Here is a 13,493-nt window from a genome sequence, read left to right on the forward strand (position 1 = left end):
ATGCATCGCCGATGGTAGTGTGGGGTTTCCCCATGTGAGAGTAGGTCATCGTCAAGATTAAATTCCGAAACCCCAATTGCGAAAGCAGTTGGGGTTTTGTTTTGCCCGCAAGAAAGTTTTCAATGGCGTCAACGAGCACGGTTACCATGAGCTTCAGTCCGGCAGGAGGCAGGCAGTGCAACTCAAGTTCAGTCACGTCGATGTATTGGTGAATAACCTCGAAGAAGCCTGTGCGTACTATGCGCATATATTAAAGGCGAGCATCTCCAGGACGCTGGTGTGGGAACGGGGCGGCCTGCATGTGCGCTATGCGATTGCGTTGGTCGGGCAGGAACGTTTCATGCTGGTTCAGCCATTGGCCGGGAATCTGCGGGAGCTCCTGGATAGTGCGGGCGAGGGCATGATCTATCGTCACTGCTATTCGACTCCCGACATCGAAAAAGCCTACGACGAACTGGTCGCTGAAGGCGTACAGCCTGAAGATGAAAACGGTAAACCGTTGCCCCGCGAACACCTGCAATCGCCGGCAGGGGCACGCATCATCTGGCTGCCCAAGCGCTTCGGTCACTTCTCGATCGAAATTCTGGAGGAGAAGACGTTGGAAGCGTTTATCGAAGAGGCCTTTACCTGACAGCTTTTCCTCTTGTGATAGGCCATGACTACCCCGTATAAGAGCGACTTTCACTTCCGATATAAGAAAAGGGTGCACGCATGAGCAATGCCTGGAACGAGGGATATTTCACGGACGAAGGCTACACCTACAGTTACAGCCGGGAAATCAATCCGGTTTTCCAGCGCTATTGTCTGCTGTTGCGCGGTTTTGCCACGCTGGAGAGTAGCGACGGTCACCACTGTGAGCTGGGTTTTGGTCAGGGTGTTTCGATCAATATCCATGCGGCGGGGAATCCGGGCTCTTATGTCGGCACCGACTTTCACCCAGGTCAGGCGTCCCATGCCATCTCGCTTGCAAGCGACTGGGGTAGTGATGCGCGACTGTATGACGACAGCTTCGAGCAGTTGCTGGCCCGTCATGATCTGCCTCAGTTCGACAGTATCAGTCTGCACGGCATCTGGACTTGGGTCAGCCGCGATAACCACAAACTGATCGTGGAATTTGTCCGTCGCCATCTCAAACCAGGTGGCCTGCTGTACGTCAGCTATAACTGCTTTCCGGGGTGGGCGCCTCAGGCACCTTTGCGTCAACTTTTCAGCCTGCACGACCGTTTCGCCAGTCAAGCCTGTGCGCGTCCTGATCAACGTATCGACGCTGCGTTGCAGTTTTCCGAAGCGCTGCTGGCTGCAAATCCGAAATATGCCAACTCGGCGCCAGGACTGGACGCCAAGCTCCGGAGCATCAAAGGCCAGGATCGTCAGTATATCGCCCATGAGTATTTCAACCGCGACTGGAACTGCATGTATTTCACCGACGTGGTTGATGCCCTGGCGCCCGCCAAGCTCGACTACGCCACGACAGCCGTCCCGCTGGACTCCGTCGATCCGCTCAATCTGAGCGCCGAAGGCATGGACTTTCTGGAAAATATCGACCATCCCGTCATGCGCGAGCAGGCGCGTGACTACTTTGTAAACCAGAGTTTCCGCCGGGATCTTTATGTGCGCGGCGCCAACAGGCTGTCCGCCTCCGAGCACCGCGAGCGTATGCTCAGCACGCGCTTCGTCCTGTTGCAGGCAGCCGACAGCGTGCCGGCCAACGTCACCGGCCCGGCCGGCGCGGCTACGTTGCAGGCGGAGATCTATGGTCCGGTACTCGCAGCGCTGGCGGATGACGCCTATGTGCCGAAGACCTTGCGGCACTTGCTGGATCTCGTGCCCCCGTTGACGTACGGCGACGTGGAGCAGGCCCTAAACGTGTTGATCGGCATGGGGGCCGTGGCGCCCTGTCAGAGCGAAGCGAATGAAAAACTGGTGCAGGCCCGTTGCAATACCCTCAACCTGCAACTGTGCAAGCGTTCGTTGTATGGCAACAAGATTCAGACCCTGGCGAGTCCGGTGACCGGGGGTGGGGTGACGGTCAGTCGCTTCCAGCAGCTGTTCCTGATATCGATCAAACAGGGCAAAAAGCACCCGGCTGAATGGGCGCAACTGGCATGGGGCATCATCGGCGGCCAAGGTGAAGGTCTCCTAAAGGACGGCAGGGCCCTGACCACCGCGCAAGAAAACCTTGCCGAACTGACCGGGCAGGCTCAAGTGTTTGCCGAAAGTACTCTGGTCATTCTCAAGGCTTTGAAAATCGTCTAGTGGAGAACAGGGACGGCAGGACGCCTCGCGCCGCCTGCCGTCGTCCGGGGCACCTCGGATTCTTGCGCAAAACCAGCACGAGAGCACCGCGGCGGACGCGCGGTCGATGTAATGCCCCGGTCAAACAATAGCGGTGACGGAAACCGGACTTTCCATAGGTACTGAAGTGAAGCGTGATACTCACCTTGTAATGCTCTTGCTGTTGGTAATCGGCTGTTCCCTGGCATCGCTGACCATCTGGAAGATACTGGGCTCTCGGGATCGAGCGCTGGATGAAGTCAATGTCCATGGGTTGAACCTGACTCAGGCGCTCGCGACTTATTCCGAAGGCATTGTCCGGCAGAGTTCGCTGCTTCTGCTCGGACTCGTCGAACGGCTGGAAACCGAAGGCAGTGGCCCAGCGCAAATCGAACGGCTCAAGACTTTGATCAACCGGCAGCGACCGCTGATGCCGCAGCTCAGTGGCATCACTATCTACGACAACAAAGGTCACTGGTTGATGTCATCCAACCGACCGATTCCTGTCGGTGCAAACAGCAGTGATCGTGCCTATTTCATTCATCACCGTGACGATCCATCTCGCGAACCCTTCATCGGCCCACCGATTCGCAGTCGTTCGAATCAGGAATGGGTGATTACCATCAGCCGGCGTTTCAATGACGATCGCGGAGAGTTTGCCGGTGTGGTGTCGGTCACCCTGGGGGTGGAAAACTTTCTGCGTCTGTTCGGCCAGCTCGATATAGGGCAGGAGGGCGCCATCGGCTTGTCCTACACCGATGGCACGCTGCTGGTCCGTTACCCTTTCCGCGAACAGGACATGGGGCGCAACTTCTCCAATTCGCCGATCTATGCGAAGTACCTGATAGACAAATCGGTTGGCACTGCATCCTTCACGTCCAGTCTGGACGGCGTGGAACGGCTCTATGCCTTTCGCAAGAGTGAAACGTTGCCACTGATCACCACTGTTGCGCTCGGTAAGCGCGAAGCCCTGGCGGCGTGGCGATTTGAAGCGCTGCTGTCGATCGGTGTGGTTACCACATTGCTGGGGCTCACCGGTGTCATTGGCTGGTTCCTGATCCTGGATATTCGTCGCCGGACGCAGGTAGAAGGAGAGTTGCGCGATACCCAACAACAGTTGCTCGGCACGAACCGGCAACTTGAACTGTTGGCTATGAAGGATGCGCTGACAGGCCTGGCCAATCGGCGATGTTTCGATCAGACCCTGGCGATGGAGGCGCGCCGGTCGAAGCGTGACGCAACTTCGTTGGCATTGCTGATGATAGATCTCGACTATTTCAAACTGTTCAACGACGCCGAAGGGCACATTGCCGGCGATGCCTGTCTGCAGCAGGTGGCTAAGGTGCTTGAGACCTGCGTGCGCAGACCATCGGACCTGGTGGCGCGCTACGGAGGGGAAGAAATGGCGGTGATCATGCCCGATACCGACGGTGACGGCGCAGCGGTCGTGGCGCAAATGATCCTGAAACGCTTGGCGCAAGAGCCTATCGCTCACCGGACCAGTCCATTCGGCCGAGTGAGCGTGAGTATCGGCATCGCGGCCGCCACCGGATCGCAACTGGACACGGTACAAGGCCTGATCGCTGCGGCAGATCAGGCGCTGTATCAAGCCAAAGGGGCGGGCCGCAATCAGCTCGCCAAAAGTGTCGCCGGCGAAAACTAATCTGCGTACACCGGGTAATCCACATAGCCTTCGGCATGCCCGCCATACACTGTGGCCGGGTTCAGCGCGTTCAGCGGCCAGTCATTGGCGATGCGCGCCGGCAGATCCGGGTTGGCCATGAACGGGCGACCGAAAGCCACGAAGTCTGCCAATCCGGAGTCGAGCAACCGTGCCCCGGACTCCGCGTTATAGCGACCGGCGTAGATGATCGCGCCGCTGAAGGTCTCGCGCACCGCTCGACGGAAGGTTTCCGGCATCACTGGCGCGTCGTCCCAGTCGGCTTCGGCGATCGACAGGTAGGCGATGCCGACGTCTTGCAGCACCTTGATCGCTTCGATGTAAGTGGTGTGCGGGTCTTCCTCGACCATACCCAGATAAGTCCGCGCTTCATCGGTGGTGGTGAACAGCGGCGCAAAGCGCACGCCGACCTTTTCCTTGCCGATGCATTCGGCGACGCCAGCCACCACTTCGCGCAGAAAACGCAGACGGTTATGCAGCGAACCGCCGTATTGATCGGTGCGCAGGTTGCTGTGGGCGGAGATGAACTGGTTCACCAGATAACCATTGGCGCAGTGCAGTTCGATACCGTCGAAACCGGCGTCCATGGCATTGCGCGCCGCCTGGATATACAGCTGAACCAGTTCCTGCACTTCCTCGGTGGTCAATGCGCGAGGCGCGGACGGCGGTACCAGAGCCCCCATGCCCGGCGCGGTCTCGATGAAAACGCTGACCCGATCGGTGGCGACGGCAGAGGGCGCCACTGGCGCGGCACCATCGGGTTGCAAAGCGCTGTGCGATACGCGTCCCACGTGCCAGAGCTGGGCGAAGATCACCCCCTCTCTGGCGTGAACGGCCTCGGTGACCTTGCGCCAACCGGCAATTTGCTCAGGTGTATGAATGCCCGGGGTCCAGGCGTAACCCTGGCCACGGGGTTCGATCTGGGTGCCTTCAGTCACCAGCAAACCGGCACCGGCACGTTGCTGGTAATACTCGGCCATCAATTCGTTGGCGACATTGCCCGGTTGAGTGCTGCGTTGGCGGGTGAGGGGCGGCAGCACGATACAGTTTTTCAGGGTGTGGTGGCCCAGGGTGGCGGGGGTGAAGAAACGGCTGTTATTCATGGATGCATCCTGTCCAAGGGTTTATTAGACCAGTCGACTATTGAATGGGCGAAAAAAAGAACACCGTGTAACACGCACACGGTGTTCGGATCGGTCATTGAAGCGAAGCGAAATTCTTCAGCCGAGCAGCTTCAACAGTTTTTCGGCGACGGCAGCCGAGCTGGCAGGATTCTGCCCGGTGACCAGTTTTCCATCCGTCACCACATGAACCTGCCAGTCAGAGACTTTGGAGTAGCGGCCGCCAAGACGCTGAAATTCGTCTTCGATCAGGAAAGGCACGACATCCGTCAGACCGACCGCTGCTTCTTCGGAGTTAGTGAAACCCGTCACTTCGCGATGCTGGATCAGCGGTTTTCCGTCTGCGTCGACAACATGACGCAGCACTCCCGGCGCATGGCAGACGAAACCATGAGGCTTATTGCTGCGGGCGAAAGCTTCGATCAGCGCAATCGAGTGTTTGTCTTCGGCCAGATCCCAGAGCGGGCCATGGCCACCCGGGTAAAACACGGCATCGAAGTCTTCGGCACTGACGTCGGCCAGGCGGCCAGTGTTTGCCAATGCCTGTTGGGCGGCGGGGTCTTTGCGGAAACGGTCGGTTTCTGCGGTTTGTGCATCGGGCTCGTCGCTCTTCGGATCAAGCGGCGGCTGGCCGCCAGCGGGCGAAACCAGGGTGACGTCGGCACCGGCGTCCTTGAAGGCGTAGTAGGGGGCGGCGAACTCTTCGAGCCAGAAGCCGGTTTTCTTGCCGGTGTTGCCGAGTTGATCGTGGGAAGTCAGAACCATCAAGATTTTCATAGAGCACCCTGGGTTGGTCAGGTGGCGTTCATGAGCAAGGTATTCGCACAGGTTCGACACCGGGGAAAAGGTTTGTCGGAGCGCAGCATAGTTTCCAATTAGACCAGTCGTCTAGTAATTTTTTCTGTGAAGCTTTTTCATGGACAGGTGTGGCAAACTCGCGTTCCTTTGAGTTAAACGACTGGTCTATTGCCTGGTAATCTGCGCCCCATGAAACCGACCTACGACGACACCCGCCAACATTTGCTCGACACCGGCCACCGGATGATGGCCGAGAAAGGCTTCACCAGTGTCGGCCTGAACGAGATCCTGCAGACCGCCGGCGTGCCCAAGGGCTCGTTCTATCACTACTTCAAATCCAAGGAACTGTACGGGCAGGCCCTGCTCGAGGATTACTTCGTCGACTATCTGGCCGACATGGAGCGACGCCTGACGCTACCGGATTTGAGTGCTCGTGAGCGGCTGATGGATTACTGGCAGGGCTGGCAGGATCGCTGCACCCTCGAAGGCCATGGCGACGAATGCCTGGTGGTCAAACTCAGCGCCGAGGTGTCTGATCTGTCCGAAACCATGCGCCTGACCTTGCGTGATGGCGCCGAGCGAGTGGTGGCGCGCATCACCACGTGTATCGAACAGGGTCAGGACGATAAAAGCCTGCCTCCGGGGGATGCCCGGCAGTTGGCCGAAACCCTGTATCAGCTATGGCTGGGAGCCAGTTTGTTGAACAAGCTGCAACGCACAGGGCAATCGTTGAGTACGTCGATGGCGACCACCGAGCGCTTGCTGAGCGTGTGAGAAGCAATGAACGCAAGAGGTTGAGAGTCAGTTGCATAAACGAATGGGAACGCCTATCAATTGCTTAAGGCTTGGTATACCATCCCTCGCGTTTCGCTGGCAGTTATCCCCTTCGTTCTGGCTTATCCGTAAGGTTCTCCCCTCATGCGTCGAACTCTGCTGTCCATCTGCGTGTTGCAAACGTTGTCTCCCTTGGCGTGGGCCGAGCTCTCCGACTCAACCGCGTCAGCGCTGGAGCTGGATGCAACCGACGTGGTCGGTACCGCTGACTACGAAAGAGCGGACGGCCCGGTACAGGGATATCGCGCGACCCGTTCGGCCAGCGCCACCCGAACCGATACCTCGATCCATGAAACCCCGCAGTCGATCAGTGTCGTCACCAAAGATGCGGTCGAAGACATTGGTGCCACGCGGCTGCAGGACGCACTGGATTACGCGGGTGGCGTAGGGCGTGCCAACAATTTCGGCGGCCAGGGACTGACCACGTTCACCGTGCGCGGATTTACCACTGGCGAGTTCTACCGCAATGGTTTCCCGATCAACCGCGGTTATCCGAACATGCCGGATGCCAACACCATCGAGCGTCTTGAGGTCCTGCGCGGTCCGGCGACCATGCTCTACGGCCGGGGCGATCCGGGCGGTACCTTCAATGTCGTTTCCAAACAACCCTTGCCCGAGCGCACGGTCACACTCGGCAGCCAGTTGAATGACCAAGGCATGCAGCGCGGCACCCTGGATGCTTCCGGTCCGCTCGATGAAGAGGGACGTCTGGCCTATCGCCTGAACGTGGTGGGCGAGGGCGGCGATACCTTCCGCGATCACGTTGAAACCGAACGCTACGGCGTGACCCCGGTGCTGACCTGGCAGGCCAGCGATGACACCCGAATCATCTTTGAGGGTGACTTCATGCGCAACAACCATCCGCTGGACCGGGGCGCAACGCGTTATCCCCGGCAGATCGGCACCGCCTCCCGCGACACCTTCTTCGGTGAACCGGACGCTGGCAAGTTGCACAACGACAACAACATGGCGCAATTGCGCTTCGAGCATGTGCTCAATGACGACTGGACACTGGGCGGTGGTTTCCAGTGGCTCGACGGAACCTTGCAGGGCAATGCCATTGAAGCCAACGGCATTGCCGCCGACGGCCGGACTCTGGGACGAAATTTCAACTACCGCAAGCTGGAGTGGACGGACAAGGACACTCAGCTCAACCTGACCGGTCACTTCTCCACGGGTAGCCTGCAGCACACGTTGCTGACCGGTATCGAATACGAAGATTACGACTACCAGTCGATCATCCAGCGCTCCAGCGGCGCGGTGAGTGCCTATCCGATCGATATCTTCAATCCGGTGTATGGGCAGCCCCGTCCGGCACTGACGCGCACCCCGACCCACGACAAGGAAAATCTCAAGACCTACGCCGCGTTCGTACAGGATCAGGTGGCTCTGACCGATCGGTTGAAAGTGCTGGCCGGCGCACGTTTCGAACGCTTCGAACACGACTACGAAACCTACGTGCCCGGCGGCAAAAACTGGCAGGCCAGTGACAATGCCGTCACGCCCCGCGTCGGTGTGACCTACGACCTGACCGACACCCTCGCGGTTTACGCGGACACCGCGCGTTCTTTCAAACCCAATACCGGTGCGAGTCGGCAGGGTGGCGGCTTTGAACCGGAAAAAGGCAAGTCCTGGGAGATGGGCGTCAAATGGGAAGCGCTGGATCATCAGCTGAGTGTTGACGCGGCGATCTATCAGATTGAAAAGCGTAATGTCCTGACCACTGACCCGGTGGACTCGACGTTCAGCGTGGCTGCCGGGGAAGTGCGCAGTCGAGGGTTTGACCTCAATGTTGCCGGCAATCTGACCCCCGAGTGGCGTGTCATCGGGGGTTACGCCTACGTCGATGCCGAGGTGACCAAGGACAACGTGATCCGCTCCGGCACGCGACTGATGAACATCCCGAAAAACAGCTTCAGCCTGCTCAATGTCTACGAGTTCCAGGACGGTGCCCTCAGTGGTCTGGGTCTGGGAACCGGCCTTAAATATGTCGATGAGCGCGCCGGTCAAACGGCGAACACTGCGTTCTCGATGGGGAGCTATACGGTTGTCGACCTGCTCAGCTACTACAAGGTCAATGACAAGGTACGCCTCAACCTCGACCTGAAGAACCTGTTTGACCGGGACTACGACGAGGGCGCATTCGGTAACGTCTACGCCTATCCGGGGGCACCGAGAACGGTGCAGGTCGGCATTTCCTACACGTTGTAGTCCGATCGAGTCTGAAATCCATCATCGGGGGCAGCGGCCCCCGATGACTGTGAGGCTCAGCCGGTCACACACCCTTGCGGAGTCTTTCCGGCAAAACTGTCCACCAGGCTCGCCACAACCATCTCGCCCATGCGGGTGCGGGTCTGCAGGGTCGCGCTGGCGCGGTGCGGTTGCAGTACCACCTGTTCCTGGGCAAACAAGGCTTCGGGTACATTGGGCTCATCGACGAAAACATCCAGCGCCGCACCCGCGATCTCACCGGCCGTCAGGGCCGCCACCAGATCGGTTTCGTTGACCAGTTTTCCTCGGGCGACGTTGATCAGGTAGCCGCCCTTGCCCAGGGCCTGCAGCACGGAGGCATCGATGATGGCCTCGGCCTTGTCGGCGGCCGCCGCGAGAATCAGCGCATCACTGTCGCGGGCCAATTGCTTGAGGTCGGCGATGAAGGTGTGGCTGACATCGCTCATCGGTTTCAGGTCGGTGTAACTGATCGGACAGCCAAACGCGGCAGCGCGAGTGGCGACCGCTCGGCCGACCCGGCCCATGCCCACGATGCCGATTCGCATGCCGGACACCTGCCGCGCCAAAGGCAGCGGGGCCAGTGGCGTGGGGCTCTGCGGCCACTGGCCCGAGCGAACATAGCGGTCACTGGTACACAGCCCACGGCACACGGCGATCAGCAAACCGATGGCCAAGTCGGCCACGTCTTCGGTCAGTGCGCCGATGGTCGCCGTCACGCGAATCCCGCGATCCCGGGCGTAGGCCAGATCAACCGCATCGGTGCCGACACCGTTGACCGCCACCACTTCCAGTTTGGGCAGTTGCGCCATCAACGCCTGACTGATGCCCGTGTGACCACCGGTGATCACGCCGCGAATGTTGGCGCCGTGTTCCTGCAAATACGCCGCTTTGTCGGCCTGCTCGAAATAACGCCTGATCGTGAACAGTTCGCCGAGACGGGCATTGATTTGCGGAATCAGGATCGGGCTGAGCTGCAAGACTTCTGGCTTCATGTAAACCTCACTTACGCAATAAAAAAGCCGGCTCAACCACGGCCGGCAAACGGCATGGCAGTCGCCATGACGGTCATGTTCAGGACGTTGGCCGACAGGGGCAGACCGGCGATGTAGCGCACGGCGTCGGCGACATGCTTGACGTCGACCATCGGCTCCACGGCGATGCTGCCGTTGGCCTGGCGTACGCCTTTGGTCATGCGCACCGACATTTCGGTCAAGGCATTGCCGATGTCGATCTGGCTGCAGGCGATATTGAAGTCCCGACCATCCAGCGCCAGGGATTTGGTCAGCCCCAGCACCGCGTGTTTGCTGGCGGTGTACGCGCTGCTGAAAGGACGGGGGGTGTGGGCCGAAATCGAACCGTTGTTGATGATGCGTCCGCCCTGTGGCTGCTGCCGGCGCATGAGTCCGAACGCTCCTCGGGCGCAGAGAAAAACACCGTTGAGGTTGGTGTCAATCACGTTTTGCCACTGCTCGAACGTCAGCTCATCCAGCGGCACGGCGGGGGCATTGACCCCGGCGTTATTGAAGACCACGTCCAGGCGTCCGTAGACTTCGGCAATGGTTGCAAACAGCTGATCGACACTGGCGGGGTCGCGTACATCGGTAGGCACCGCCAGCGCTTCGTTTCCTTCGCTGGCCGCCAGATCGACCAACGCCTGCAAGGGTTCGGGTCGGCGTCCGGCCAATACCAGTGTGTATCCGTCGGCCAGCAGGCCCAAGGCCACGGAACGGCCGATTCCGCTACCGGCGCCGGTCACCAGGGCAACTTTCAAGGGTTGAGTGTCAGACATCTTGTTGTTCTCCTTTTTTCCAATCACTTAAGGCCAGACTCAAGACCGGTGGCCGACGCGCATTTCGAGTTGGCCGATGCCGTCGATCCCGGCGCTGATGACGTCGCCGGGTTGCAAGAGATCGACGCCGGCGGGGCTGCCGGTCATGATCAGATCGCCGGCCTTGAGCGTGACGGATTGCGAGATGCGGCTGATGACTTCACTCACCGACCAGATCTGGCTGTCGAGTCGATCGCGCTGGCGTTCTTCACCGTTCACGCTCAACCATAATTCCCCTTCGAGCCGACCGGTCCGAGTGACCGGCACAATGGCGGTCATCGGTGCGGCGCCGTCAAACACCTTGGCACCTTCCCATGGCAAACCGTCGCGCTTGGCCAGGCGCTGTACGTCACGGCGGGTCAGGTCCAGTCCGGCGGCGTACCCCCAGACATAGGCCAGCGCCTGGCTTTCGGGGATCTGCGCGCCGCCTTCGCCGATGGCCACGACCAGCTCGATTTCATGGGCAAACTCTTCGGTCTGTGACGGGAAGGTCACTTCACCGACGGCGTCTAACACGCAGCTTGCCGGCTTCATGAAAAACACCGGCGGCTGGCGCGGCTGGCCCAGGGTGTCCGGCCACGGGTAGTTGCGGCCGACGCAGAACACGCGTCCGACGGGAAAGCGTTGCTCGCTGCCGACAACCGGCAAGGTCACTGGCAGATCCGGGGTAAAGACGTATTCGGTCATGTTCATCCTGCTGCAAGTCCTGTTTGGAAGGTAAGCGTACGGCGGCAGTCGCTGGCGAAGTTGGACGAAAGCCGCCTCAAATTGGAGAAACCGGTTGTTCTGGCTTCAGCGCGTTTTCAACTCGATGCGGTACAGGCGACCGAGCAGCAAGGAATAGGAGAGGGTGCCGATCAGCGCAACGGCACCGATGAACCAGAACGCCCAGGCGAACGAGCCGGTGGCGTGGACGATGGCGCCGATCACGATCGGAGTGACGATGCCGCCGATGTTCGCGGCCAGGCTGGTGATTCCGCCGGTCAGCCCGATCAGTTCCTTGGGCGCCACCTCCGACACCGCCGCCCACGAGGACGACGCGATGCCCTGAGCGAAAAAGGCAATGGTCAGCACGGCGATGCAGATGACGTTCGAGTCGGTGAAGTTCACCAGCACGATCGACATGCCCAGCATCGATCCGACCACCAGCGGCAGTTTCCGGGCGAAAGACATTGAATAACCACGACGGATCAGCAGGTCGGACACGATGCCGGCGAGCAGGATGCCGACCGTTGCGCCCACGAAGGGCATCACGGCAAAGATCCCGGCCTTGATCGTGGTCAGATGGCGTTCTTCGATCAGGTAGGTGGGGAACCAGGTGAGGAAGAAGTACAGCGCCGAGGTGCTGGCGAACTTGCCGATGCAAATGGCCCAGACCTGACGGTAACTGAACAGCTCGGCGATCTGCCGCCAGTTGAAACGAGTACGTTCCTGGCTGCTCTTGACCAGCCCGCCGCCGGCCTCGATGTATTTCAACTCCTCCTTGCTGACTTTCTTGCAGTTCAGCGGATCGCGATACAGATACAGCCACAGCACACCGAAGACGATCCCGAGCGCGCCGGTGCTGTAGAACACATGGCGCCAGTCAAAGGTTGTGGCCAGCCACAGCAAGGCACCGGTAAACAATGCCGTTCCCAGGTACTGCCCGCAGACGTAAATGCTGCTGGCCATGCCCCGTTCCCGCGCCGGAAACCATACGGTCACCGCACGGCTGTTGGCCGGAAACGCTGGCGCTTCCATCGCCCCGACGGCCAGACGCAGGCCGAACAGCGAAGCGAATCCCGTGGCGAAGCCTTGAAATACGGTGACGGTCGACCAACTGATCAGTGAAACCCCATAGGTGAAGCGTGAGCCGAAGCGGTCGGCGATAAACCCGGCCGGCACCAGCGCCAGTGCGTAGGTCCAGGCAAAGGCGGAGAAGATCAGCCCCATTTCAATCTTGTCCAGGCCCAGGTCCTTGGCCATGAACGGAGCGGCAATCGAGATGTTCACCCGGTCGATGTAGTTGATGATCGTCGCAATCAGCAGCAGCGAGAGCATGAACCAGCGCCGTCGTGTCGGCAGCCGCCGGGAAGAGATGGCGTCCCTGTCGCCGGCAATCAACGGCGGGGCGGTGGTGGGGGAGGTGTGTGAATTCGACATGAGTGGACCTCGTTATTGTTAGAAGTGTCGAGTTGTTTGCGGACAGCCGACGCCTTTGCCCGCTGTTCGGGGGCAAGGCAATCGAAGTTGAAACCAATGGCAAAAACGGCCAGGGTCAGACGTTCAGCTACGTCTTCCGGCTGGCATCGTCGGTAAAGGGTGGGGAGGGGCGGCGGGGAGCAATTGCAGATTCATGACGTGCGCACCTTTTTTGTTTTTGAATGAGGTTGGGCTGCATGGGAAATACAGTGGTCGTACAACCTTTTGAAATCAATCAAGGTGTTAGATCATTTTTTCCGGAGAAGGGCGCGTCGGATAAACCTGTCCAAAAAAATCCACACCGTGAATTTTCCTTTTGTTTTTCGATTATTTTTATAAGTTATTGTTTTTAATATTAAAAAATAATGACTATGTGGTCGCTTTTTTTGGACAGTGATCATCGGCAGTGGTGGTGTAAAAAATCACTGAACCTGATGTCATCGTATGACTGCTTGAAGGGCTGGCGCCGAACCTTCAAGATGAGCCACGCCGATTGCTCGGCAACGCCAGGAAAACCTGCCCGAGTACCTGTCGAGGATTCTCA

11 protein-coding genes are annotated in these 13,493 nt (G+C 59.2%); 5 read left to right on the forward strand and 6 right to left on the reverse strand.

The window, feature by feature from the left end; all coding sequences use genetic code 11:
• Nucleotides 1-175: 175 nt before the first annotated feature.
• The 3 genes from ACTJK7_RS16035 to ACTJK7_RS16045 all read left to right on the forward strand — a co-directional run bounded on the left by ACTJK7_RS16035 (nt 176) and on the right by ACTJK7_RS16045 (nt 3,937).
• Nucleotides 176-631, forward strand: a complete 456-nt coding sequence (locus ACTJK7_RS16035; RefSeq protein ID WP_085655436.1) for a VOC family protein — start codon at nt 176-178, stop codon at nt 629-631.
• An 80-nt stretch (nt 632-711) separates the two neighbouring features.
• On the forward strand, nt 712-2,256 hold the full coding sequence (locus tag ACTJK7_RS16040) for a class I SAM-dependent methyltransferase (protein WP_440780584.1): 1,545 nt from the start codon (nt 712-714) through the stop codon (nt 2,254-2,256).
• A gap of 166 nt (nt 2,257-2,422) precedes the next feature.
• The gene (locus ACTJK7_RS16045) at nt 2,423-3,937 is read left to right on the forward strand and encodes a sensor domain-containing diguanylate cyclase (RefSeq protein ID WP_440780583.1); all 1,515 of its coding nucleotides are present in this window, start codon (nt 2,423-2,425) and stop codon (nt 3,935-3,937) included.
• Here ACTJK7_RS16045 and ACTJK7_RS16050 read toward each other — a convergent pair.
• Both ACTJK7_RS16050 and ACTJK7_RS16055 read right to left on the reverse strand, forming a co-directional pair.
• The gene (locus tag ACTJK7_RS16050) at nt 3,934-5,058 is read right to left on the reverse strand and encodes an alkene reductase (protein ID WP_440780581.1); all 1,125 of its coding nucleotides are present in this window, start codon (nt 5,056-5,058) and stop codon (nt 3,934-3,936) included. The two genes, ACTJK7_RS16045 and ACTJK7_RS16050, sit on opposite strands and share 4 nt — an antisense overlap.
• A gap of 117 nt (nt 5,059-5,175) precedes the next feature.
• Nucleotides 5,176-5,853, reverse strand: a complete 678-nt coding sequence (locus tag ACTJK7_RS16055; protein ID WP_108561318.1) for a type 1 glutamine amidotransferase domain-containing protein — start codon at nt 5,851-5,853, stop codon at nt 5,176-5,178.
• 210 nt (nt 5,854-6,063) lie between these two features.
• Between ACTJK7_RS16055 and ACTJK7_RS16060 the strand changes: the two genes are divergently transcribed.
• A complete protein-coding gene (locus ACTJK7_RS16060) occupies nt 6,064-6,648 on the forward strand; it encodes a TetR/AcrR family transcriptional regulator (protein ID WP_064382045.1) in 585 nt (194 codons plus the stop codon).
• 144 nt (nt 6,649-6,792) lie between these two features.
• Complete coding sequence (locus tag ACTJK7_RS16065; RefSeq protein WP_440780579.1) at nt 6,793-8,919, forward strand: TonB-dependent siderophore receptor; 2,127 nt, start codon at nt 6,793-6,795, stop codon at nt 8,917-8,919.
• Nucleotides 8,920-8,975: 56 nt separating this feature from the next.
• On the opposite strand, the gene ACTJK7_RS16070 is transcribed toward ACTJK7_RS16065, so the two are convergent.
• The 4 genes from ACTJK7_RS16070 to ACTJK7_RS16085 form a co-directional block, all read right to left on the reverse strand.
• A complete protein-coding gene (locus tag ACTJK7_RS16070) occupies nt 8,976-9,932 on the reverse strand; it encodes a 2-hydroxyacid dehydrogenase (RefSeq protein ID WP_440780578.1) in 957 nt (318 codons plus the stop codon).
• Between the two features lie 32 nt (nt 9,933-9,964).
• On the reverse strand, nt 9,965-10,729 hold the full coding sequence (locus ACTJK7_RS16075) for an SDR family oxidoreductase (protein ID WP_108561324.1): 765 nt from the start codon (nt 10,727-10,729) through the stop codon (nt 9,965-9,967).
• Nucleotides 10,730-10,768: 39 nt separating this feature from the next.
• The gene (locus tag ACTJK7_RS16080) at nt 10,769-11,461 is read right to left on the reverse strand and encodes a fumarylacetoacetate hydrolase family protein (protein ID WP_108561327.1); all 693 of its coding nucleotides are present in this window, start codon (nt 11,459-11,461) and stop codon (nt 10,769-10,771) included.
• A gap of 99 nt (nt 11,462-11,560) precedes the next feature.
• On the reverse strand, nt 11,561-12,910 hold the full coding sequence (locus ACTJK7_RS16085; protein ID WP_064382040.1) for an MFS transporter: 1,350 nt from the start codon (nt 12,908-12,910) through the stop codon (nt 11,561-11,563).
• Between the last annotated feature and the right edge of the window lie 583 nt (nt 12,911-13,493).

The sequence above is a fragment of the Pseudomonas sp. 22085 genome (assembly GCF_052045815.1).
GTDB lineage: Bacteria > Pseudomonadota > Gammaproteobacteria > Pseudomonadales > Pseudomonadaceae > Aquipseudomonas > Aquipseudomonas glycinae.

Excerpts from the sequence above, each read along its gene's own strand:
- ACTJK7_RS16040 (WP_440780584.1), top strand. The coding sequence starts at position 712 with ATGAGCAATGCCTGGAACGAGGGATATTTCACGGACGAAGGCTACACC.
- ACTJK7_RS16050 (WP_440780581.1), bottom strand. The coding sequence starts at position 5,058 with ATGAATAACAGCCGTTTCTTCACCCCCGCCACCCTGGGCCACCACACC.
- ACTJK7_RS16055 (WP_108561318.1), bottom strand. The coding sequence starts at position 5,853 with ATGAAAATCTTGATGGTTCTGACTTCCCACGATCAACTCGGCAACACC.
- ACTJK7_RS16060 (WP_064382045.1), top strand. The coding sequence starts at position 6,064 with ATGAAACCGACCTACGACGACACCCGCCAACATTTGCTCGACACCGGC.
- ACTJK7_RS16065 (WP_440780579.1), top strand. The coding sequence starts at position 6,793 with ATGCGTCGAACTCTGCTGTCCATCTGCGTGTTGCAAACGTTGTCTCCC.
- ACTJK7_RS16070 (WP_440780578.1), bottom strand. The coding sequence starts at position 9,932 with ATGAAGCCAGAAGTCTTGCAGCTCAGCCCGATCCTGATTCCGCAAATC.
- ACTJK7_RS16075 (WP_108561324.1), bottom strand. The coding sequence starts at position 10,729 with ATGTCTGACACTCAACCCTTGAAAGTTGCCCTGGTGACCGGCGCCGGT.
- ACTJK7_RS16080 (WP_108561327.1), bottom strand. The coding sequence starts at position 11,461 with ATGAACATGACCGAATACGTCTTTACCCCGGATCTGCCAGTGACCTTG.
- ACTJK7_RS16085 (WP_064382040.1), bottom strand. The coding sequence starts at position 12,910 with ATGTCGAATTCACACACCTCCCCCACCACCGCCCCGCCGTTGATTGCC.